Source organism: Paenibacillus sp. FSL R5-0345 (assembly GCF_000758585.1).
Lineage (GTDB): Bacteria > Bacillota > Bacilli > Paenibacillales > Paenibacillaceae > Paenibacillus_AQ.
Map to the genome: position 1 here is coordinate 1,722,122 of NZ_CP009281.1, position 24,370 is coordinate 1,746,491.

Annotated in this window: 19 protein-coding genes; 14 read left to right on the top strand and 5 right to left on the bottom strand. The window is 43.9% G+C overall.

Annotated features, from left to right (window positions below):
* Nucleotides 1-106 precede the first annotated feature (106 nt).
* From R50345_RS07630 to R50345_RS30700, 10 genes are all read left to right on the top strand, one after another.
* On the top strand, nucleotides 107-1,036 hold the full coding sequence (locus R50345_RS07630) for a carbohydrate ABC transporter permease (protein WP_042125419.1): 930 nt from the start codon (nucleotides 107-109) through the stop codon (nucleotides 1,034-1,036).
* Nucleotides 1,037-1,051: 15 nt separating this feature from the next.
* Nucleotides 1,052-1,888, top strand: coding sequence for a carbohydrate ABC transporter permease (locus R50345_RS07635; RefSeq protein ID WP_042125421.1), 837 nt, complete (start codon nucleotides 1,052-1,054; stop codon nucleotides 1,886-1,888).
* 142 nt (nucleotides 1,889-2,030) lie between these two features.
* Nucleotides 2,031-3,428 carry an ABC transporter substrate-binding protein gene (locus R50345_RS07640; protein ID WP_042125423.1) on the top strand — a complete coding sequence of 466 codons (1,398 nt, stop codon included), beginning with the start codon at nucleotides 2,031-2,033 and terminating at the stop codon, nucleotides 3,426-3,428.
* Between the two features lie 116 nt (nucleotides 3,429-3,544).
* Nucleotides 3,545-4,819, top strand: coding sequence for an alpha-L-fucosidase (locus tag R50345_RS07645; protein ID WP_231574071.1), 1,275 nt, complete (start codon nucleotides 3,545-3,547; stop codon nucleotides 4,817-4,819).
* Between the two features lie 29 nt (nucleotides 4,820-4,848).
* A complete protein-coding gene (locus R50345_RS07650; protein ID WP_042125425.1) occupies nucleotides 4,849-6,681 on the top strand; it encodes a glycoside hydrolase family 35 protein in 1,833 nt (610 codons plus the stop codon).
* A 41-nt stretch (nucleotides 6,682-6,722) separates the two neighbouring features.
* Entirely contained in the window at nucleotides 6,723-7,310 is a 588-nt protein-coding gene (locus tag R50345_RS07655; RefSeq protein ID WP_042125427.1) for a carbohydrate binding domain-containing protein, read from the top strand.
* Complete coding sequence (locus tag R50345_RS07660) at nucleotides 7,300-7,797, top strand: S-layer homology domain-containing protein (protein WP_042125429.1); 498 nt, start codon at nucleotides 7,300-7,302, stop codon at nucleotides 7,795-7,797. Before R50345_RS07655 ends, R50345_RS07660 begins: the two co-directional genes overlap by 11 nt.
* Before the next feature lie 184 nt (nucleotides 7,798-7,981).
* Entirely contained in the window at nucleotides 7,982-8,689 is a 708-nt protein-coding gene (locus tag R50345_RS07665; RefSeq protein WP_042125430.1) for a DUF421 domain-containing protein, read from the top strand.
* A gap of 108 nt (nucleotides 8,690-8,797) precedes the next feature.
* Entirely contained in the window at nucleotides 8,798-10,294 is a 1,497-nt protein-coding gene (locus R50345_RS07670; protein ID WP_042125432.1) for an alpha-N-arabinofuranosidase, read from the top strand.
* 12 nt (nucleotides 10,295-10,306) lie between these two features.
* Nucleotides 10,307-10,579, top strand: coding sequence for a DUF6171 family protein (locus R50345_RS30700; protein ID WP_042125434.1), 273 nt, complete (start codon nucleotides 10,307-10,309; stop codon nucleotides 10,577-10,579).
* 153 nt (nucleotides 10,580-10,732) lie between these two features.
* Here the strand turns inward: R50345_RS30700 and R50345_RS07680 are convergent, their stop codons facing one another.
* From R50345_RS07680 to R50345_RS07690, 3 genes are all read right to left on the bottom strand, one after another.
* Nucleotides 10,733-11,641 carry an ArsR/SmtB family transcription factor gene (locus R50345_RS07680; RefSeq protein ID WP_042125436.1) on the bottom strand — a complete coding sequence of 303 codons (909 nt, stop codon included), beginning with the start codon at nucleotides 11,639-11,641 and terminating at the stop codon, nucleotides 10,733-10,735.
* A 244-nt stretch (nucleotides 11,642-11,885) separates the two neighbouring features.
* The gene (locus tag R50345_RS30705) at nucleotides 11,886-16,604 is read right to left on the bottom strand and encodes a LamG-like jellyroll fold domain-containing protein (protein WP_197069757.1); all 4,719 of its coding nucleotides are present in this window, start codon (nucleotides 16,602-16,604) and stop codon (nucleotides 11,886-11,888) included.
* A gap of 453 nt (nucleotides 16,605-17,057) precedes the next feature.
* On the bottom strand, nucleotides 17,058-17,963 hold the full coding sequence (locus tag R50345_RS07690; protein WP_042125437.1) for an ArsR/SmtB family transcription factor: 906 nt from the start codon (nucleotides 17,961-17,963) through the stop codon (nucleotides 17,058-17,060).
* Nucleotides 17,964-18,239: 276 nt separating this feature from the next.
* Here R50345_RS07690 and R50345_RS07695 point away from each other — a divergent pair, with 276 nt between their 5' ends.
* From R50345_RS07695 to R50345_RS07710, 4 genes are all read left to right on the top strand, one after another.
* A complete protein-coding gene (locus tag R50345_RS07695; RefSeq protein ID WP_231574072.1) occupies nucleotides 18,240-19,484 on the top strand; it encodes an extracellular solute-binding protein in 1,245 nt (414 codons plus the stop codon).
* 80 nt (nucleotides 19,485-19,564) lie between these two features.
* Complete coding sequence (locus R50345_RS07700; protein ID WP_042125440.1) at nucleotides 19,565-20,443, top strand: carbohydrate ABC transporter permease; 879 nt, start codon at nucleotides 19,565-19,567, stop codon at nucleotides 20,441-20,443.
* Nucleotides 20,444-20,497: 54 nt separating this feature from the next.
* Entirely contained in the window at nucleotides 20,498-21,409 is a 912-nt protein-coding gene (locus tag R50345_RS07705; protein ID WP_042125442.1) for a carbohydrate ABC transporter permease, read from the top strand.
* 103 nt (nucleotides 21,410-21,512) lie between these two features.
* Nucleotides 21,513-22,481, top strand: coding sequence for a glycoside hydrolase family 43 protein (locus R50345_RS07710; RefSeq protein WP_042125444.1), 969 nt, complete (start codon nucleotides 21,513-21,515; stop codon nucleotides 22,479-22,481).
* A 121-nt stretch (nucleotides 22,482-22,602) separates the two neighbouring features.
* Here R50345_RS07710 and R50345_RS07715 read toward each other — a convergent pair whose 3' ends face one another.
* Entirely contained in the window at nucleotides 22,603-23,415 is an 813-nt protein-coding gene (locus R50345_RS07715) for an ABC transporter permease subunit (protein WP_042125446.1), read from the bottom strand.
* On the bottom strand, nucleotides 23,412-24,299 hold the full coding sequence (locus tag R50345_RS07720) for an ABC transporter ATP-binding protein (RefSeq protein WP_042125449.1): 888 nt from the start codon (nucleotides 24,297-24,299) through the stop codon (nucleotides 23,412-23,414). Before R50345_RS07720 ends, R50345_RS07715 begins: the two co-directional genes overlap by 4 nt.
* Between the last annotated feature and the right edge of the window lie 71 nt (nucleotides 24,300-24,370).

Sequence of the window (24,370 nt, forward strand, 5' to 3'; positions counted from 1 at the left end):
ACGGACAAAGGTCAAAATCTTGCACATCTCGGGTCATAATCACTCCTTCATGCGGAAGGCGGATATATTACTATAATGACAAATCAAATTGTCGAGGTGATACAACGTGGAGGCTGCAAAACAACCTGTGCCAAAAATTCTGCAGGAGAAGCGGAAGTTCTGGACTCCGCAGCGGAAAGAGGCTTTGACCGGGTGGCTGTTTCTAGCTCCGGAAATTGTCGGAATGCTTTTTCTTAATGTATTTGCACTTGGATTCTCACTTTATTTAAGCTTCTCGAAATGGGATCTATTGTCGGGGGTTCAAGGGATCGAGTTTATCGGATTGGATAACTATATCAAAATGTTCCATGATCCGAGCATCATTCAAGCTTTGAAGAACAATGCCATTTATATGATTATGACCGTGCCGATACCGATTGCGATTGCTTTGGTGCTGGCGGCATTGATTCAAAACAGTGTATTTCTCAAAAATTATTTCAAAGTGGCCTTTTTTATCCCTTATATTTCTTCAATTATTGCGATTGCTGCTGTATGGAGCGCATTGTTCCATCCGTCCCTAGGACCGATCAATCAGTTCTTGATGGAGCTTGGAATTTCCAGTCCTCCGAAATGGCTGGTGGATCCAAAGACCTCGCTGTTATCGATTGCTATTATCAGTTCCTGGGCGAGTCTGGGCTATACCATTATTATCTATATGGCCGGTTTGACGAATATTTCAGATGAAATCTACGAAGCCGCCGAAATAGACGGAGCCAGCGCACTGAAAAAATTCTTTGCCATCACGGTTCCGATGTTGCGTCCAACCACGTTCTTCTTGCTTATCACTATGCTGATTGGCTCGTTTAAGGTGTTCGACATCATCGCCTTTTTGACCGAAGGTGGCCCGAATAATTCTTCTACCGTGCTTGTGTTCAGGATCTATGAGGAAGGGTTCAAATATTACAACATGGGTTACGCTTCTGCAATTTCCTGGCTGCTATTCGCCGTCATAGGCTTGATCACCGCAGCTACTTGGAAAATGAGAAATGAAGAATAAAGGGGGGAGATTAACATGCAATTGATTAGAAAAAATATGTCCAGAGTGATCACTACCGGTATCATGGGGGCTTTGTCCATTGTATTTCTTATTCCGCTAATCTGGATGATTTCCGCAGCCTTTAAATATGAGAAAGATGTAATGCGCTTCCCGATCCAATGGATTCCCGAGAAAATCAATGTAGCGTATAATTTCAAGATGGTTTGGATGGGACGAGTACCTTTTTCTCATTTTTATTTAAATTCCTTTAAAGTTGCGATTATAACAACCTTAATTACACTTATCATTTCATCTATGTCGGCGTACGCCTTGACCAAAATCAAGTTCAAAGGACGGAATATGGTGTTTCTGGCACTGCTGTCGTTCATGATTATTCCTGATCAGGCCACACTGATTCCGCGTTTTCTGCTGATTCGCTGGTTCGGCCTCTACGATACCCATGCGGCAATCATATTAATGAGTATGTTCTCCATCTACTTCACGTTCCTGCTGCGGCAATTTATGATAGGTGTCAGCGACGAATATATTGAAGCGGCACGAATTGACGGTGCAGGCCATTTGCGGATATTCTGGTCTATCATTATTCCGCTTTGTAAACCGGTGCTCGCTACGGTGGCAATCATCAAATTTATCTGGACCTGGAATGATTACCAGAATCCGTTGATCTTCTTACTAAATAAGAATTTGTACACTATCCCACTCGGTATGACACTGTTCCGGGACGATTATTCGAACAACTATGCGATTATGATGACGGCGGCTGTTTCGGCGATCATACCGCTCGTCATTGTGTTCATTGCCTTGCAGAAGCAAGTCATTAATGGAATCTCGCTTGGCGGAGTTAAGGGCTGACCTGCGGATGTGTGATAGATAGTAAAAGTCAAAAATGTGATCCTACAACAGCAAAATTGTGCACTTGGCCAGTAAAGCGGATGCCTATAATAAGAAATGAACAAGGCACTATACTTAAAATTCAGTGCGGGGGGAAGTAAAAATGAAAACAAAGAGCAAAAAGAGATTATCCGTTGTATTAGGCTCCATGCTGGCGGTTTCCTTAACGCTAAGCGCTTGTGGTAATTCCGGCAATACGGCGGAGAATGGCAGTGCTGACGCAAGTGCAAATGCAGGAAATGTTAAGGCGGACAAGCAGGTCGCCATCAAGTATTACAACTGGGACAATGAAGCTCAATCGGTAGGCACCGATGCCATGCTGCAGGAATTTATGGATCAGAACCCGGACATCAAGGTAGAGCATGTGACACTCGTTCCAGGGGATTCCGTAGAAATGTTGAAAAAACTCGACTTCCTGATTTCTTCCGGTGAAGCGATTGACGTTGTTCAGGTGCCTAGTCTTGGCGGCGTGCTTGAACGGGCAACCCGTGGAGCACTTGCCCCGCTGAATGAATTCTATGACAAGGATAACCTCGTTCCCGAGGATGAATATTATGTGAACGCTAAGGTCGATAGCAAATATTATGGGATGCAATACACGAAGAGCAGCAACTATGTGATGCTAAACAAGGACGCGCTGGATGAAGTTGGGTTGCCTGTTCCTACTTTTGGCTGGACATGGGATGACTACCGCGACTATGCTAAAAAACTGACCAAAGGTGAAGGCGTGGACAAACGTTACGGCACATACTTCCACACTTGGGAGCTGTACATGAACGCTCCGGCCCAAACGATGATGAAAGATCCGTTCGTGTATGATGACGGAACAACCATTTTCGCGGATCCAACCTACAAATATTTCTTCCAGCTGCGCAAAGATATGGAGTCTGCTGATAAATCCGCGAAATCCTATGCGGACGCTTTAGCTGCTAAGCTCAATTACCGCACGGAATTCTTCAATGAAGAAGCCGCTATGATCCTGGCTGGTAACTGGACGATTGCTGATCCGGGTAACACCGAGCAGTATCCGCATAAATTCAAGACAGCCTTTGCCCCAGTGCCGGTGCCTCCGGCAGGATCGGAACCGAAAGAATACGAAGGCAAATACTTCACAAGCGGCAACATGCTGGCGATGGGGGCAACTTCGAAGAACAAAGAAGCTTCCTTTAAACTGATGAGATTTATGTCAACGGCTGTTAGTGATAACAGACTGGAATTCTCCGGCTATAAAAAAGCTGACAATGAGGCTCTACTGACTAAATTGGTTGCTGGAAAAGAAGATATGTATGATATGGATTCACTCAAATATACACTCTTCGATAGCGAAATTCAGTTCCTCGACGGTGCACAGGTGATGACTACAGCAACTTCCGAGTTGACCAAAATTATCGATGACGGCTTCAGTAGATTTATGCTCGGCAATGAATCGATTGATAAAGTTCAGCAATGGATGGTTGATGAAGCAACGAAAATTATCAACGAAAAAGGCGTCATCAAATAAATAGGCAATAAGCGAGGTATCCCAAGTTGTGGACGGGGCTTTGGAAGGTCATCAACCGGCTTTCCAAAGCCCTTTTTTACAAGGGAGCCTACACAAACACACGGGAGAGTTCAGAAATGATGGAAAGCATATCTTCACAGAACAAGCCGGAAGAGCTGGCAGCGCTGCCTTCCAGAGAGCAGATGGCCTGGCAAGACCTGGAGCTGGGGATGTTCTGCCATTTTGGCATCAATACGTTTTGCGATCAGGAATGGGGAGAGGGCAGTGATTCACCTGCGGTTTTCAATCCGCTTCAACTAGATGCCCGCCAATGGGTTAGTACAGCTAAAGAAGCCGGTTTCCGTTATTTTATACTGACAGCTAAGCATCATGACGGATTCTGCCTGTGGCCGACTGCGACAAGCACCTATTCTGTGGCTTCCAGTCCGTGGAAAGAAGGACGCGGCGATGTCGTCAAAGAGTGCTCAGAAGCTTGCCGGGACCTTGGGGTCGGCTTTGGCATTTATTTGTCTCCATGGGACAGACATGAGCCGTGTTATGCGGATCCGCAAGCGTACGATGATTTCTATGCCCTGCAATTGCAGGAATTGCTTACGGGATATGGTCCGCTTACGGAGATTTGGTTTGACGGTGCAGGATCTGAAGGCCGGAATTATGATTGGCGGCGGATTATGGATCTGATTAAGCTCCATCAGCCAGGGGCTATGGTGTTTAATATGGGAGCGCCAACCATTCGCTGGGTTGGCAATGAGGATGGCCTTGCTCCTTATCCATGCTGGAACACTGCAAATTCCGCACGGGGGAGCATGTTCAGTGAAGCATCGCTAAATTGGCTTCCCGGAACGCCAAGCTGGGTGCCTGCGGAATGTGATGTGCCCATCCGTAAAGACCGCTGGTTCTGGCATCCTGAGGAAGAGCATTTGCTGCTGTCCCTAGAACAGCTAATGGACATTTATTATCGTTCGGTCGGACATGGGGCGACTTTGCTGCTCAATGTAGCCCCTGATAACCGCGGGCTGTTTCCGGAGGCCGATGTGCAGCGTCTGCTGGAATTCGGTAAGGAGATCCAGCGTAGATTCGGCGAGGCTCTGGCGGTAACAGCTGGCACTGGAGATCTTATTGAGCTGGAGCTGCCAACGGCTGCTGTGATTGACCACGCCGAGATTATGGAGGACATCGCTTACGGCGAGCGGGTGGGAGGATATGTGCTGGAAGCTTACAGCAGCGGGGAGTGGTTGGAGCTGAAGCGCGGCAGTGCGATTGGCCATAAGAAAATCGACGCTTTCCCTCCAGTATGTGCAGAGAAATTACGACTACGGGTGACAGAAGCTTCCGCAAATCCCGAGATCAGACGGATTGCCGTTTACCACTGTGGAGAAACGTTAGAATAAATGAATGTTAAAAAAGGAGGTTGTCGATTATGAGCCTGCTCACCTGGAACAACGGACAATATTTGCTGGACGGACAGCCTTACCGGATTGTATCGGGAGCGATTCATTACTTTCGGGTTGTGCCTGAATACTGGAAAGACCGGCTGCTGAAATTGAAAGCCTGCGGATTTAATACCGTAGAGACCTACATCGCCTGGAATATGCATGAACCTAAGGAAGGGGAGTTCGTATTTGATGGCATGGCCGATGTTGTCTCTTTTATCGAACTGGCTGGAGAGGTTGGGCTTCATGTGATTGTCAGACCGAGTCCATTCATTTGTGCGGAATGGGAGTTCGGAGGCCTGCCGGGCTGGCTGCTGGCTTACGGGGAAATTCTGCTTCGCTGCTGTGACCCTCTTTATTTAAGTAAAGTGGATCGGTATTACGATGAGCTAATTCCTCGGCTGGTTCCGCTGCTCTCCACATATGGTGGGCCGATTCTGGCCGTCCAGGTAGAGAATGAATATGGAAGTTATGGAAATGACAGTAACTACTTGAGATATATGCGTAATGGATTGGTCAGCAGAGGGGTAGATGTACTGCTCTTTACTTCTGACGGGCCAACGGATGAGATGTTGCTCGGCGGAACGTTGGAGGATGTGCATGCAACAGTCAATTTTGGTTCTAGTACAGAGGAGTCTTTCCGCAAATATAGGGAGTACCGCTCTGATGAACCTCTGATGGTGATGGAATATTGGAACGGCTGGTTCGATCACTGGATGGAGGATCATCATGTACGTGATGCCGAAGATGTAGCTGGCGTTCTGGATGATATCCTAACGCATGGCTCCTCACTAAATATGTACATGTTCCATGGCGGAACCAATTTTGGCTTCTATAATGGGGCGAATCATATCGTCGGCTACGAGCCGACGACTACAAGCTATGACTATGATGCTCCACTCACGGAATGGGGAGATACGACGGCAAAATTTGAAGCTGTCCGGTCGGTACTTGGCAAGCATGGATTTGCCCCGACTTGTTCACTCCCTGAGCCGATTCCGAAGATCTCCTATGGAAAAGTTGCCTTGACGGAAAGGGCGGAACTGTTCACAGCTTCCAATCTGGATAAGTTATCCGAACCGGTGAACAGTGTATATGTTCAGCCGATGGAGAAGCTCGGACAATCCTATGGCTTTATAGTGTACAGTACTTTTGTAAAGGGACCGCGGTCCAGGCAGAAGCTTCACATCGAAGGTGTGCGGGATCGGGCGCAGGTCTTCCTAGATGGGCAGCTGCTTGGGGTAATTGAACGCTGGAATCCGCAGCCACTGGAAATTTCTATTCCTGCAGGGGGAGCGAAGCTGGATATTCTCGTCGAGAATATGGGTCGGATCAACTATGGACCGCTCATTCGTGATCCGAAAGGAATTCTGGACGGGGTTCGAATCGATAATCAACTGCAATATAACTGGACGATCCGTACACTTCCGTTAGAACCGGGAACGCTGGCTTCACTTGAGTACAAGGAGCAGACGGTGGAGAAGCAAGAAGCTGCGGCACTTTCGGGTTTGCCCGGATTCTACCGGGGCTGCTTTGATGTGGAGGAAATTGGCGATACTTTTCTACGGTTCGATGGATGGAATAAAGGGGTTGCCTGGATCAACGGCTTTAATCTGGGCCGCTACTGGAACGCAGGACCACAAAGGGCCCTATATATTCCCGGTCCATTGCTGCGCAAAGGGCGTAATGAACTTGTTCTTTTGGAGCTGCACGGCTGTGCGGAGACTTGCGAAATTGAACTTGTGAATCTTCCGGATCTGGGAAAAACTTCAGCTGTCGACGATGCCGTGCTGAATTTTGTACAGGAAGATATATTGTAGATATTTTTAGCTTTAACCTATTCTAAGATTGGGGTGAACAAATGCGAAAACCAAGTCTGTTTTTAGTATTAGTTCTCATTGTTGATCTTTTTTCTTCCTGTGCGGGAGTTTTTTATCACTCGGACAGCAGGGCATCTGCGGCTGCATCAAATCTTATGCTTAACGGAAGTTTTGAGAATTCAACGACAACCCTGGACTCCACCTGGACAGGGGTTACAGACTCTGCTCCGGTGGGCTGGAGCTTATGGGTACCTACTGGTAGCGGAAAAGGAACGAATAAAACTGCAAATATCAAGATAGACGTTGGCACTGCGCATGAAGGAACCCGGTCCATGCTATTCGATGCCTTTGCGACAAGCAGGATTTCCATCAATCAGGGGGTAACTTCGGTTATCCCCGGTAAATCCTACAGACTTAAAGTCTGGCTGAAGACGGACAATGTCACTGGGCAGGGAGCTTACTTTAGAACACAATATTACAATACTGCCAAAGTGGGAGATGGGCCTTCCTCTCCTAAAATAACAGGCACACAGGACTGGAGTTTGCAGCAAGTACTTCTAACTATGCCGGCTAACGCGACGAAGCTTGTCATCGAGCCTTTTTTGGAGACTGGAAAAGGTGTCCGCTAAACATCTGATTCAAGGCGTTGGGCTTCGGAAATTCGATCCGAATCGGTCAGTGACCCGTGCGGAATTTACAGCCATGCTAACCTGTTTGCTGGGTCTTGAAGTAAAATCATCTACAGTATTTACGGATGTATCTGCGGATCAGTGGTATGCGGAGGAAGTGGCGCAGGCTGTAGAGGCGGGGATCGTCCATGGGGTGAGCGAGACTCGCTTCGCTCCAGAAGCTCTTATTTCCCGCCAAGAGATGGCGGTCATGGTGATGCGGGCCTACGAATATGTCAACGGGGAAAAGGTGGAATCAAAGCCTGTAATCCAATTCGGTGATTTGAGTACGGCTGCCTCATGGGCCCGTGAATCAATCATTACCGCCCAAGTCCTTGGACTCATCCAGGGCCGGAGTGACCGGAACTTCGATCCGGGAGGCTCAGCAACCCGAGCTGAAGGTGCAATGGTTCTGCATAATCTGCTTGAAATCAAGAATGAAAAGTAAGAGTTCGAAGCCAGGGCTTTGGGACGGTTCAGTAGAACCATTCCAGAGCCCTTTTGACGGTTATAGAAATCTCCGAAAGCCTACCGGTATGAATCTTTCTGTACAATGATTACTTCAATTGTAGTGATGTTTCATTTCTACTGCGTCTGTAAATAATGGGAAAGGAGAGGTAGGGGGTTGAGTGATGCAAGCACATCTGGATATTGTACTTCGTACAGTAGTAGCGATGATCATGCTGTTATTGATAGCTAAAATATTGGGTAAACAAACGATTTCTAATTTGACGTTTCATGATTTCGTAACAGGTATTATATTGGGATCGCTTGCGGCGAACTTGGCTTTTAATAAAGATCTACAATCATCATATATGATCGTGGCGCTTGTTGTTATTACAGCTACATCTTTTCTGCTATCAGTCATCGCTATAAAGAGTCGTAGAATGCGAAGCTGGATATCGGGTTCACCCACGGTACTTATCGAAAATGGGAAAATTCTTGAAAAAAATATGAAAAAGGTAAGGTATTCACTGGATTCCTTGGCACAGGCGCTGAGGGAAAAAGAAATTTTTAATTTAGAGGTAGTAGAGTACGCCGTATTAGAAGATAACGGAATGGTATCCGTCTTAAAGAAACAAGAGTATCAATATGTTACCCGAAAAGATTTGAAGCTTTCTTCGGTCTCTCAGAGCTTTCCCGTAGAGTTAATTATGGATGGCGTCCTCATTGAAGAAAATCTTGAGAATAATGGTCTGACCAAAGAATGGCTGGAGAATGAGTTAAGACGGAAGGGGAAACGGATCTCCGACGTATTTTACGGGGTAAGAGGTACGCAACAGCAGCTTGTATTTGATTATTATGAAGACAAGATAAACAAGCCTATTGATAAAGAATAGTGAATATTGATATTGGAGATTGACGGATCGCGGAGGACCGCTCTATAATGTTTGTATAATTATTAATTAGTTAATGAAAATATAAATGTTGAAGGGCGGTACTTATTTATGGCAGAGCGCGCAATACTTAACACAGACATTCGCAAAGGCACAATAAACAAAAATATTTATGGACATTTCTCTGAGCATCTAGGACGTTGTATTTATGAAGGTATTTGGGTTGGAGAAGATTCACCGATTCCTAACACTAATGGTATTCGTAATGATGTTGTGAAAGCGCTTAAAGAAATTCAGATTCCAGTGCTTCGCTGGCCGGGTGGATGTTTCGCGGATGAATATCATTGGAAAGATGGTATTGGTGATCGCGAAGCCCGTAAGCGGATGATCAATACGCATTGGGGCGGCACGGTTGAGAACAACCATTTTGGTACGCATGAATTCATGGAATTATGTGAGATGCTGGAATGTGAACCTTATATCAATGGTAATGTGGGAAGTGGTACGGTTCAAGAGATGTCCGAATGGGTGGAGTACTTAACCTTTGGCGGTGTTTCACCAATGTCTGAGCTTCGCCAGCAGAATGGACATCAAGAGCCTTGGAGTGTGACTTATTTTGGCGTTGGTAATGAGAACTGGGGCTGCGGCGGGAATATGCGTCCAGAATATTATGCAGATCTTTATCGCCAATATCAGACGTATGTACGTAATTACGGGGACAATCGTATTCACCGGATCGCTTGTGGTCCTAACGTGGATGATTATCACTGGATGGAAGTTTTAATGCGTGAAGCTACACGCTTTATGGACTCGATTACCCTTCATTATTATACGATTCCTGGTCCAGCATGGGAGAATAAAGGGGTAGCAACAGGCTTTGAAACTAGTGAATGGTTTAGCACCTTAGAAAAGGCACTTCGCATGGATGAGCTGATTACTAAGCATGGCGTTATTATGGATAAATATGACCCGGATAAACGAGTAGGCCTTATCGTTGACGAATGGGGAACTTGGTATGATGTTGAGCCGGGTACGAACCCAGGATTTCTATATCAGCAGAATTCGATTCGGGATGCCCTAGTAGCTGGTGTGACACTGAATATCTTCCATAAACACAGTGATCGGGTACGGATGGCAAATATTGCTCAGACCATTAACGTGCTTCAAGCGGTGATTTTAACCGAAGGAGAAAAAATGCTGCTAACGCCTACCTATCATGTATTCAATATGTTTAAAGTCCATCAGGATGCTGAGTTGTTGGATTTAGCAATCGATAGTGGAACTTACAGCTTTGAGGGCCGCGAGATTCCTGAAGTGTCTGCCTCAGCTTCTGTAACAGACGCTGGAATCATTCATGTCAGTCTTTGCAACTTGAATCACGCTGCCTCAGCTACTGTACCCCTAGAGCTACGAGGTCTTTCCGGGCAGAAGGTTGAAGTGACCGGCACTACGCTCGTTGGTGACAAGATAGATGCTCATAATACATTTAGTCAGCCAGATGCAGTCGTACCGGAGGCTTTTACAGCCTTTACACTTGAAGGTGATCTTCTTAATGTAGAGCTGGCTCCAATGTCAGTAACTGTGCTGGAGATTAAGCCAAAGGCATAAGGTGGTGTTATCATGTCAACAACATCTGCATGCAAGGGGTGTCGAGACGATTATAAGGTTACCGAAGCACAGATCGAGCGTATTTTGTCATCAAGCATGTTTAAGACAGAGCTTTGTGTTCCGGATGAAGTTTATGCTGAACGAGTTGCTCTTTGCAGGACTTGTCCTAAGCTGCATGAGGGCGTGACTTGCGTCGCTTGTGGCTGCATTATTCCCGTTGTAGCTAAGCTTAGGGAACGCAGCTGTCCACTGCCCGGTGGCGGATTATGGGGATCCTTCATTTAACATGATATAAGGTAAAATAATAGCCGCATTCGACTCTCCAAGGAGAGATGAATGCGGCTTTATTCGTGAAATATAAGAAATTCACGCTATCGTTAATGTCTTATATTATTCAAGAAACAGTTATCCTCTTTAAGAGACGATAACCGTTTCTTCTTAGGCATCTGTATAGAACAGCTCAACGATTAAATCGTCATTATAGTTGCCAAAGCCTTTGCCAAAAAGGGTAATGCCGCCAATATGCTCGGCATCCTCATCGACAGAAAGCTTGAAGGTCCACTGCTTGTTACGGATGTTCACTTGATCCAGTGTAACGTCAGAGAGTTTCAGACCATCCATAAATGTACCTTTAGGTGTTACGCGCAGTTGTTTAAGTAGGCCGTATTGGTTCGTGAGTGCTGGCCACCAAGCCGGTGTGTATTTGCCGCGTCTGTCTCCGTAATCACCGGGACTTGTCCAGAATCCGAGCTTCACTCCGTTCAGTGTGAAAGTGATATCGGAGGGCCAATTATTATTAATGGAGGGCGCTTCGGAAGCAATCTCCATCGTAATAATTAGTTCCTCTGGCTGTTGACTGGAGAGGAGAAAGTTAGGAATTTTATATTCGATATATCCTTTGCCGAACCAAAGAATACCAGCATTCATACGCTCGAGATCCCAGAAATAACGGGGGTCATCAAAGCTGCCAATCACTTGCTCCGTAGTTGCTAGACCGCAGGTAGGCTCAATCAGGAAGTCGGAATAATGTCCAACAGGAATTTCCTTGCGGTAGCTTTTGCGCTCATTGATTTGTCTGCCCGGAAAGGTGATTTCGGTACTTTCAGCAGCTAGTGTACAGATCTTTTGCAGACCACTTCGTCCAGGTGCCATATGTGTCTGGATTAGTCCTGCAGCTTCCAGCTTGCGGACATGCATAGTCATAATGGCGCTGCTCAAATTTACCGCTGCGGCCAATTCCTTGACATTCATAGGATTCTCGGCAAGCAAACGCAACAGATGTAGACGCACTGAGCTGGCTAAAGCTTCGTAGACGGGAAGAGATTCTTCCGACAGGTCAAGTTTCATAGATGGCCTCCTATTTTAAATTTATGGTTACGCGCTGATGATTAAGAAATTAAGTAGTTTATTAATAACAAAGGTCAAATTATCGTTTTTTTCAAGACGTATAGTTAATGATTATATTATTTAAATACTTGTTTTACAATACGAAAGGGAGAAAATTTCTGAAGGCTCTTTCATAATTGATAGCGTGATTCGAGAAAAAAGAACGGAGCCTGAGGCTCCGCTCTCTTTTCAGATGATGATTCTCTTAATTTACATTCGAGTTATACTCTGTCAGTATTTCGTCTGATTTGAGTGCTCTGCTGTAAATCTTCAGTTCATCAATCATTCCCTTATAGGGTACATCCCAATAGTTTACGCCAAGAGCGAATACACCATTCTTATTTCTAAATACATTAGGAAAATCCTCGCCGGAAAATTTCTCAACTCCGTTGATATAAACCTTAACTGTACCGTTTTTGACTGTAAACGCTACATGTGTCCATTGTTTTTCTGGGATAGTCATACCTGTAAGAGCATCGTACCAAGCCTGACCTGACCACAACAGTGTTATACCATCACTGTTCTGTGGTACAAAACTGATCCAGCTATTTATCGAAGCAGCACCGAAGAAGGTTGTTGTTGCTTTTGTGAGCTGCTCAGGGTTGAGCCACATAGATACTGTGTAAGTATCACTGTCAATTAATCCATCAGGCAACCGGATACCCGAAACACCGTCAAATAGCGCTGCTTGATTAGAGATACCGTTACCGTAAGTGATGTTACCTACAGTGGGAGCTTCGATTTTAATTCCCGTAACCTGCCCAGTACCAACCAATTGGAGGGAGTCATCAAGGTTTCCATCAAAAGCAAAATAGGCTACTCTACCATCCGTAACTTTTACCTTATAATCAGCAGTAACACCACTTCCATCAGTCGCGGTGGCCGTAATCACTGCTTCGCCACCGACCGTAAGCGCTGTTACCGTTCCGCTTAAAGCATCAACTGAAACTACGTTGGAGTCACTAGAACTCCAGGTTAGTTTCTTATTTCCGGCATGGGTAGGCAGTACTTTTACTTGAGGTGTAAAGCTATTTCCTAATTCCAGTGCTTTTTCAGGCTCCGTTATGGTTATCGTACTTATTTTAACATTACTGTCGGGCTGACCGTGTACTAGCAAGTCTACAGCTTCTGCGGAAAGTGCACTTTCGTAGATCCGCAGGCTATCGATCAAACCTTTGTATGGGATATCCCAATAGTTTACACCTAGGGAGAACACTGCATCCTCGCTATCAAAAACATCCGTAAATCCTTTTCCTGTGTACTTCAATTCTCCGTTAACATACAGTTTCACAGCTCCAGCATCGTAAGTGAAAGCTATGTGGGACCATTGGTTAACTGGAATTTGCATGCCTGCTTCTGCATCATGGAAGGTTTGGCTACCAAACCACATCCGAGTTGTAGCTCCGCCGTTTCCATAAGGCAAGAGGCTGATCCAATTGGTATCTGTTGTAGCACCAAAGAAAGCAGTGGTGAATTGCGTCAATTCTTGTGGGTTAAGCCACATGCCTATTGTATAGGTGTTGCCTTTAATCAAACCGTTCGGTAGACGAACACCGGAGTTACCGTCGAATTTGGCTGCAAGGCCTTCTTCACCCGTATCGTAGGTGATGTTACCACCCGTATTGTTAATCCGATTGCCGGTAATTGTACCCTTATCAGTACGATCTCCGTTCTCTGAAAGATCTCCTTCAAAATCATACGCGGCCACCAAACCGTCTTCCAGCATATTGCCGGTCAGTTCCATTACAACGATAGTAAAGGTCTTCGTTGCAGTAGATTCACCCAGTGTAATCGTAGCAGTAAGCTCAACCGTTGCATTTCCGAGTCCTTTTTCTGGACGAGTAACTGAACCATCGTTTTCTACTACGTCTGTATTGGAAGATGACCATGTAATAACTGTTCCTCTTACGGCCTCAGTTGGGAGTGTAAGATCCTTGTATACTTTACTTGTGTTGCCCAAGCTTAAACTATCTTTAATATTGGATACAATTTGTTCAGTGCTGAGCAGTTCAATTTGGCTGCCCCAGACAGTAACGCCCTTGTTGGACATTGCTGTGAAAGTCATAACATTGCTTTGGCGGGAGGAATCCCATTGCTTCACAAATACACCTTTGTAGAGATTTTGTACGGCAGCTCCGTTTTCAGTTTCATTGAGCAGTAGGTCAGCGTAATACTCTCCTTTTAGCTCCCAAGTACCTGTTACAGATCCTGTAATGGTGCCATCACTGCGCAGTTCGATATCTGTTGTAGATTTGATTTTAGCGGAAGTGTCTTTCCCGTGATTCACAAACTGATAGGCTCCAACAACATCTTCCTGCTTAACAGCTGTGATAGTTTCACCTGTGTAACGGTGAGCGGAAGTGACTGGCCAGCCGTCTTCATTCGTGAACATTTGATGCACACGAAGCTCATGTGTTTCACCGCGCTGCGGGAAACGAGTATGGAAGAAGTTAAAGATTTTACCGGTCTCTTCGTCGTAATTCACTGAATTATGACCTGATGCTACATAACCGTAGGTTTGGAAGTCAGGGTCGCTATTCAAATTTGTGAACATGAAGTTTCCGAGGACTTTGTTGCCGACCGCTGAATGGTCATTGCTCGTTGTGAGCACTGCACTTTGTCCGGCAGCATCCACATAAGGGCCGTCCGGATTCGTTGATCGGAACTGACGCATGTTGTAACCACCGTCGGATGCCAGTCCTCCATAAGTCACATACAAATAGTAATAACCGGTATTCTTATCATAAGCGATATAAGGTCCTTCACCTGATTTGGTCATCCCGCCGGAAATATGGGTTCCGAAATAGCGGTCAATTAAACGTCCATCAGCAGTTTTGCTATCTTTGCCTGGATATTTAGGCTCGCCGGTAGCTGGATCGATTTCCAGAATAAATATGCCGCCTGACCATGATCCATAAGTCATCCATAGCTTGCCATCTTTATCGTAGAACAAGGTAGGGTCAATCGCGTTTGTATATGTTTTATTCTTATAAGAGCCGCCTGCATCAAACCAATCGGGGTTGAAACCTTCTAATGTTCCGTTATCAATAAGCTTCTGAATATTAGTGTTTGTCCATTTTTTATTGATTTTGCTGTTAGTATCGTAATCCTCGTCCTTGGTGAAACCGGAATAGATTACGGTATTCCCATAGGTGTAAGGACCCTCGATATTTTGCGAAGTGGCAAAGCCAATCGCTGAGCGGATGTAAGTGGAAGAAGCACTGTAATACATCATATAAGCGCCAGTTGTTCCGTCTGCATTCTTATAATCCTCATTATAGAAAACGTCCGGAGCCCATATGGAGAACCCGTCTTTACTGTCAGAATCGTTTTCTCCAGCCCATTTAAAGGATTCTGCCAGATTCGCGGAAAGATCACCAAAGAGTACGTTGCCCGGTGTTGTATAGCCGTTTGTGAAATGAGTCCAGTTCATCAAATCGTTTGATTTGGCTGCATCGATGTGAGACCCGAACACATAATACGTACCTTTGTCTACGACTACGGAGGGATCATGTACTGAAACATTGGTGAGTGTTGGTGCCGTAGCTCCCGGAGTAGGTGTTGCTGTCGGAGATGGTGTAGTAACTGCGCCGCCGTCCGATCCGCCAGAACCTGATCCACCTGTACCTATGGTTGCCGTAGCTGTCGGAGTAGGCGTTTCAAATTTGATTAGGTGGCTGAATCTACTGTCAAAGCCAACTTTCCCGGTACCTTGGATAGTAATCATATCGTTTATGCCAAGGATGAGATTCTTGATTTCTGTACTTGCCTCTACACGCAGCTTAGCTAATTGCTTCAGTGTAACTTCAGCAATACTGCCTGCAGCTAGATGTAATGTAGGCACTCCCAACGCTTGTACCTCGGCGGAATCAAAGTTCCCTCTTAACGTGATGATTGAATCGTTCGGGAGCGTATTCTCGATAATAACCCGGCCGAAGCCTGCGCCCGTTAAAGTACTATCTTCCTCAAGCGTTACACCGGAATGTACACGTACACTCGGTATGACACTCGATCCTTTAGTAACGATGCGGAGTTTGCCGTTACGCTTATCTACGACCATGTCGGCAACATTAGAATTGTTGAATACAATACTATTCTCTCCGCCGCCGAACACGTATACTTTTCCTTTTACAGTGATGTTATTCAGCGTAATGTCGCCTTCTGCAATACCTTCGGTAAGGTACAGGTTTCCGGAGATAGTGGAGTTGTTCAATTCAACACCCGGGCTACTGATAACCATATTCTGAGTGGTAATCCCTGTATAGCTCCCGCTCTTTGAAGTGATTTCCCCGGCTAACTTTTCAATCATACGAAGAGCTTCTGCTCTTGTTACTGCCTTTGCGCCTTTAAAACTGCCGTCACTATAACCATTCAAATAACCTTCACCAAATAAAGATAATACAGCTTCTTGGCTCCAAGAAGGTAAATCTTCAACATCTTTCGGAGCAGAGGTATTCGCGGAAGCATTAAGCTGGAATAGTCTGTGCAGCATTACTGCGGCTTCTTGACGACTTACTACCTGTTGGGGTCGGAAGGAACCGTCGTCATATCCTGATACATATCCTGCAGCTACTGCTTTCTGGATATCCTTGTAATGTGAGCCCGCTTCCAACACATCCGTGAAGCTGATTTCGGATTTTTCCTGCAAATTAAAGACCCGGTTAATTAATGTGACCCATTCCGCACGGGTGATCTCCTGGTTCGGTTTGTATATTCCTTTGCCATAGCCTGAAATTAAACCCTTATCTACCCAGGATTGAAAATCCTTCTGTGCCCAGTGACCCATATAATCGACAGTCTGTTGTTGCGTGGATTGTACGGTGGCTTTTGAATCGCTTGCAGAAGCCGCTGAAATAAGTGGTGCAGGTACTAGCAGAGTGAGTGCAAGAAGTGAAGCGGTTAGTTTACGAGTTGTTTTCCTCAAATTCATGATCCTCCGATTCTAGTGATTAGAAATTGCGGTGGTGCAGAAAAAATGTGAAACGCTTACAATACAACTACTAAAAAAACGTTTCTCACAAATAGAAATGGATTTGTTTTAAGTTTATACAAACCATAGTGTGGAAAACGTTTCATATTGATCTCATTTTAAGCATGATATTAGCATATAGTCAAATAGAAATTTACGTAAAGATAAATCTTTTTATATTTTTATTAACGAAAGGTTGTCGAATATAGAGAGTAGATGTAGTACTTTAGAGGAGCGTTGGAGTTTTACAAATTGTGAATAAGAGGGGAAGGTGAATAAGAAATTGATAGGTGATAGGCTTGGTGAATATTGCATTGTAGGTAGGGGGGAGCTAATGAAGAATAATACAAATTAGTTGTTCGCCCCCATGAAAGAACCAACCTTGTTACGTGTATGCACTAGGAGATTTTAAAGATAATACAATTTGAACATGATGTCTTGATCATGATTTCCGAATTTTTTCCCGAAAATGGTTGCGCCTCCGACATGCTTGGCATCTTCCTTCACTTCGATCCGGAAGGTCCATCGGTCACAAGTTGTATCTAAATCCTCGATTGAAACGGAAGACAATGGGTCACCGTCAATGTAGGTTCCATTGTGATTGGTAATTCTGATCGTTTTTAGTAATCCATATTGGTTAATATTGTGCGGCCACCAATCTGGTGTGAATTTTCCTCTAGCATCCGCAAAATCCCCAGGGCTCGTCCAAGTTCCTAATTCCAAGCCATTCAAGGAAAAGGTGATGTCTGAAGGCCATACATCATTAGCAAACGGAAATTCGGAAGATAGCTCCAAGCTAATTTCAAATTGCTGCAAGGTTTCCTCTTTTTTTAGAAAGTTGGCAATATTGTATTGAACATAGCCTTGAGTAAACCATAGGATCTCAGCGTCAACTCTTTTGGAATCCATGAAATACTTAGGTTCGTCAACTCTGCCGATAAACTCTTTTTCTGTAGCAAGTCCGCATGTAGGTTTCAGATCATAATCCGTATAATGACCAATCGGCACGGATGTCTCGTAGGAGGCAAAGGAGTGGAAGATCTTCTTTGGGAAGTTAATCTCAATATGATCCACTCTTAGAATCGAGATTTTTTGCATCCCTGATTTACCAGGAACCTTTTCGGTTTTTATGAGTCCTGCGTCTTCTAGTTTTTTGATGTGTTTTGTTACGATAGGACTGCTTATTTTAAGTTCTTCTGCCAAATCTTTGATGTTCATCTTATTTTTGGAGAGCAACTGAATGATTTTTATGCGTACTTCACTTGCCAAGGCTTCGTAAACAACGAGAGAGGACTTGTCTATTTCCAATTGCATTTCATCCACTTCTTTCAAAGTTATTTCATATACTGTAAAGTTTATTAATCTATATATAAAGTAACACGAAAGATAACCGAAGTAAATAAAGTATCGCTTACATCTCGTAGTAATGAACTAAAAGGTTAATTAAGTTTTAAAAAAATCTATTAAGTTTATTTAAAAGTTATTGACTACGCTTTCAAGACGAATGTATACTAAGCTTAAGTTAATCGTTTCCAAAGAAAGTTAACGCAAATGATTATCTTAACAATACAGCTGCAGGGGGAGAGAGTATTGAAAAAGAAATTCGGTATATTATTGGCAACAGTTCTAACGTTAACGACAGTGTTGGCAGGATGTGGTGGTAAAGATGATAGTAAGACGATTACATTCTGGACACCGCTGACTGGTGATGATGGTGCTTATATGGATCAAATTGTTAAAGACTACAATGCTACAAACCCAGAAATTAAAGTAAAACACGTGATCACGGCTGATATGTACACAAAAATTTCTACTGTTTTAGCTTCCAACAAAGGTGTTCCTGATTTGGCGATTATCCACGCTGACCGTGTTCCTGGGTTTGTTAAGCAAGGTGTCTTAGAAGCCATGCAAGATACCGTATTGCCAGCACAACCTGAACTAAAAGCTGAAAATTACTTACCTCAAGCTTGGAACACTGGTAACATCGACGGAACGCAATACACAGTACCTCTTGATATCCACAGTAATGTAATGTACTACAATAAAGATTTGCTCAAGAAATATAATGCGGAGTCATTCTTAGATGATAATGTTGTTACGATTGATGAGATGCTCTCCTTACAAGGTAAATTGGATGAAGGCGACTATGTAGTTAACGATGCTTTGCTGGGCTGGGTTATCTTAGCTCAAATCCAAGATTTGGGCGGAGACATCCAAGTTGATGGTAAGCCGGCTGTTAACACCCCTGTATTTAAACAAGCCTTTGAAAATGTTAAGAAAATCGCTGATGCGGGTCTGATGACTCCATTTGGTGAAGACGGTTACTTGATGTTCCAATCCCAAAACGTACTATTCTCTACAGACGGAACTTGGAGCTCTACAGCACATGCTGGGGTTGAAGGCTTGAACTTTGGTGTAACAAATGTTTATTCTCCAACACCTGATAAGTTCACGAATAGATCTTCTTCTCACTTGTTCGCTATGCTGAAGAACGACAAGAGAACGGACGAAAAAGAAGCGGGTATTGCTAACTTCTTGGAATATGTTCGTACAAACTCGATGGAATGGGCAAAAGCTGGACAAAACGTAGCAAGTAACGTAGTTAACCAAAGCCCAGAGTACCAAAATTATATGCAATCTTTCTTTACTTCTAATGAAAAAGAAATTGAATCCCTTTACATTTACACATATGAATACTACCCATACATTGCGGAAGCAGTAGATACTTATTGTGCAGATATTGTTCGCGGCAACGTTGATCTTGATGAAACCCTAGCAACTATGCAGAAATTTGTAGAAGATAAGATCGCAGAAAGCAGCAGTGCAGCCAAATAAAGTGAAATAGAATAGATTGTACGAAGTAATGTGCCATATCGTTGGTGCATTACTTTGTGCAAAAGGAGAAATGAAATCCTATGAAAAAGAAAATAAATTGGGCACCTGCCTTCTTTGTAGGTCCGCATGTCATTTTGTTTGCTGTCTTCATTTTATTGCCAACGATTTATGGGATTTATGCTTCATTTACAAAGTGGAATTTAATGAGTGATCCGGTTTGGGTAGGTTTTGATAACTATAAGGCCATTCTTTTTGATGGCAAATCAACGTTTCATACGCAATTTTTCAGAGGTCTGAAAAATACGTTGATCTTTGTGGGTCTCTCTGTTCCATTATTAATTGTGATCCCATTAATGGTGGCTGTTGCACTGGAACATAAAAAAGTTAAAATGAAGAGCTTAATTCAATCTATTCTCTATATTCCAGGCTTGATTTCGATTTCTGCGGCAGCACTGATCTGGCTCTTGATCTTTAATAAACAACTGGGGATCACAGGAAATCTGTTCGGATCACAAGTTGCGTGGCCTGCAAACCAGCCTTATGCGTGGATTATCATCATTGTAATCACATTATGGGGTGGTATTGGAGGCAACATGATTATTTATCGTGCTTCCTTAAGTGGCGTTGCGCAAGAATTATATGAATCAGCCGAGCTCGATGGTGCGGGTTCAATTAAAAGATTCACTAGTATCACCTTGCCATCTATTCGTTTTCCATTAATCTATACCTTTGTTATGACAACCGCCGGAGCCTTTAATGTATTCGGCCAACCGTTAATGATGACCGATGGCGGGCCTCGACAAAGTACACACGTACTCATGATGTATATTCGTCAATTAGCTTTCGGTAACGGTGAGTCCATCGCAGGGATGGCATCCGCTATGGCAGTGTTATTGGGATTAGTGATCTTGGTCATTTCAGCACTTCAATATTATGTAATGAACCGAAATGCAACCTAGGGATCTCTGAGACTAATTGATTAACAAGGAAATGGAAAAGGTAGGTGTACTAAAATGTCAAATCAGGCGGTAAACGGACTGGAAAATCATCCAGTTATAAATAGAACAAGAAAAGAAAAAGGGTCCTCCAATATCAGTATTTCGAAATATGTATCCTACACATTTTTAATTATTCTCTGTGTAATTTGGATCATTCCTGTGATCTTCGGAATTTCTACGTCATTTAGATCACAAACGGAAGTGGTTTCCTCGGGTTTTAGACTATTTCCTGAAACATGGGTCTTTGAGAACTATGTCACGATTCTGAATAATACTTCTACAGCCCCGATTCTACGTTGGTTAGGCAATTCATTGTTTATCGCGACATCGCACACCATTCTGGTAGTTATTGTGATCTCGATTACCGGCTTTGGATATACCCGTATTAACTTTAAAGGAAGAGACACGTTGTTCTTCACTTTGCTAGGGATTTCCTTCTTCCCCGGTGTGGTTAACTTGATTCCTTCTTATAAAATTATCGATTCCTTTGGTTGGGTGAATACTTCCTGGGCAATGATCATTCCTGGTCTTGCGGGTATGGGGAATATCTTCTTGGTCAGACAGTTTATGAACGGTATCCCGAAAGAGCTGGATGAGTCTGCAAAAGTGGATGGTGCCAGTGATTTTAGAATTTTTGCACAAATTATATTGCCGTTGGTTAAGCCGATTCTGATTGTTTGCGGTTTGTTCTCCTTTACGGGATCTTGGAATGACTTCCTCTGGCCGGTTATCGTGTACACAGATGTAGATAAAATGCCGGTTACAGCTGGTTTGCTCTTACTTCAAGATATCTACGGAAACTATCGTATGATCGGGCAATTAATGGGCTCGGCGATCTTGGCGATTATTCCAACCTTGCTGCTATTTATATTTGCTCAAAAATACTTCGTTCAATCTATTAATTTGAATTCAGGTATTAAAGGGTAGATCGAATGAACAAAAACTTAAATACACCTTGCCTTCTTATGAGGAAGGGTGTGTTTTGGTGACCCGTAAAATAAAAATATAGAGAGATATAGGAGTTGTCATCATGAGAGAATTTAATGCAAAAAATCCGCTGATTGAGCAAAGAGCAGATCCTTGGATTTATAAACATACAGACGGATATTACTATTTCATAGCCTCTGTTCCAGAGTACGATAGAATCGAGCTTCGTCGTTCCGAATCCATTCAGGGATTAGCGGAGGCTGAGGGAAAGACGATTTGGGTTAAGCATGAAGCAGGTTTAATGAGTGCCAATATCTGGGCTCCAGAGATTCATTATATTGATGAAAAGTGGTACGTATATTACGCAGCAGCACATACGTCTGACACAAAAGACGGCTTGTTTGATCATCGCATGTTTGCCATAGAAAATTCATCCGCAAATCCTTTGGAGGGTGAATGGGTGGAGAAGGGTCAAATTAAAACGAAATGGGAATCCTTTGCCTTGGATGCAACCACTTTTGAGCACAAAGGCGTTAGATACTACGTTTGGGCACAAAAGGATCCTGATATCCCTGGTAATTCTAATATGTATATCTCTGAAATGGAGAATCCTTGGACATTAAAAGGAGAACAAGTGTGCATCACCACACCTGAATATGAATGGGAAAAAATCGGATTTTTGGTGAATGAGGGTGCGGCAGTTCTTAAGCGGAATGGACGTATTTTCATGACTTTCTCGGCAAGTGCAACAGATCATAACTACTGTATGGGGTTGTTAACTGCTGATGAGAACAGTGATTTAATGGATCCGAAATCTTGGGTCAAAACACCAGAACCTGTGTTTACGACTTCTGAAGAAAATGGTCAATATGGTCCGGGACATAATAGCTTTACAGTCTCAGAAGATGGCACACAGGATATCCTGGTGTTCCATGCCAGAAGCTATAAGGAAATTGTGGGAGACCCATTATATGATCCTAATCGTCACGCACGTGTGCAAGTGATCCAGTGGAATGAAGATGGAACGCCAAATTTTGGTGTCCCTAGACCGGATACGAAGTTAAATTTATAGCATAAGCCAATACATTCGCATATTTTAACATAATGCTTCTTTAGTGTGAGGAGCTTATAATATTCTTCTATTAATAAAGGGACGCTTCAGTAGCAATATGCTATTGGAGCGTCCCCTTTTCTTATAATGGAAGATCACGTCGTCTGAATTGCTCGATCCCTAAGGCAAAAGCGAGCACACCGATCAACAGTAACCAACTGGAAACCTGAATGACCTCCACGTTGCCTTGAACGATTTTGCCAGGCTGATAGAAGGAGAATAGGGTCAGGTAACGTAACCCTTCCAGCTTATCACTTATTTTACCCAGCAAGTCTAGAGTGAAGAATCCGAAGGTGATGGCGCCGGAAATTCCAAGTGCTTTTTTCTCATCATTACATATTGAGGAGACAAGAAATGCAAGGCCCCCCACGGCAAAAAATAATAAAAAAGCCACGCTGTTCAGCTGAGCAAATCGGCCGCTGTTAAATTCATATTCACTGCCGAGGAACCATGCTTTACCTAATAATCCGGCGAGTGTGGTTACACCCATAATCAGGAGCAAAGCTGTCGTGAGTACAAGCGCCTGTGTGGTCGCTACTTTTCTCCGTGTTGTTGGGGCTATAAGCAGATAAGCCATAGAACCGCGATCCACAAGCCGAGCCATGAGCTGCGTCGACATTTGTACACATACAATAGATAGAATCAGTACCAGAATAAGTCCGTAATATTCTCCAGAGATAAAAGCCTCAGCACTGGTAAATCCGCTGTTTAATCCAAAAGCTTTTCCCACACCTTCCGGCATAGCTTTTATGAGGTCATCAATGGCTTGTGTGCTTCCGGCGATCCCCGGATATAGCCAGATCATAAACAGAATATAGAAGGCAGAACCGAAGGCGTAATTCATAATTCCTTTCAGGTTCACTCTCATCATTTCTTTATAGAGCGGAAGATTCATTGCACGGCCCCCTCACGGTCATAATAGTCCATGAAAATGTCCTCTAGATTCTGCGTAAATACATCTATACTGCGGATATTGTATTTTCCGGTCTCCTGAATGAATCGATCGTAATTGCCCTGAACGGCAATGCGGACCATGTTCCCTTCACGAGCTTCCACTTGCAGGCCGGAGGCGGCAAATTGTTCTGCATCTTCGCGATTCGCGAACACAACCTCAAACAGCTTCCGCTGCATCGATTGCAGTTCATGGATATTTTTCACAGTGATGATACGTCCGTCTTTAATGATTGCAGCGCGGTCACAGGTACGCTCTATTTCTTGAAAGCTGTGAGAGGACATTAGAAAGGTGGTTCCGGCTGCTTTTTCCTCTAATACGAGATCTATAAATACCTTTTGCATAAGCGGGTCGAGTCCCGAGGTAGGTTCATCCAGAATAATAACTTCAGGATTGTGCATGAAAGCTGCGACAATACCGACTTTTTGCTTCATTCCCTTTGACATTTTGCGGATCGGAGTTGCGGCATCAAATTGCAGTCGTTCAATCAGGTGGTCACGTTTGGTAGTGTTCTTCATCCCTTGCATGCCAGACATGAACTTAAGGAAGGAAATACCCGTCATCCCGTCAAAAAAGTTGATTTCACCAGGCAGATAGCCGATATGCTTCTGGACCGTGCCCTGTGCTTTCCATACATCAAGTCCATGAATGCTCGCATAACCTTGATCAGGCATCATGAATCCCATGATATGTCTTATGGTTGTAGATTTACCCGCGCCATTTGGCCCCAGAAACCCAAACACCTCGCCTTTATTTACGGTAAACGTAACATCTTCGATTCCCTTGCCATTCGAAAATCGCTTAGTTAAGCCTTCAACTACAAGCATACTGCCACCTCCATTGCAAAATAATGAACTATTATTAATTAGATATTTCATATGTTATATTATTCCTAGTG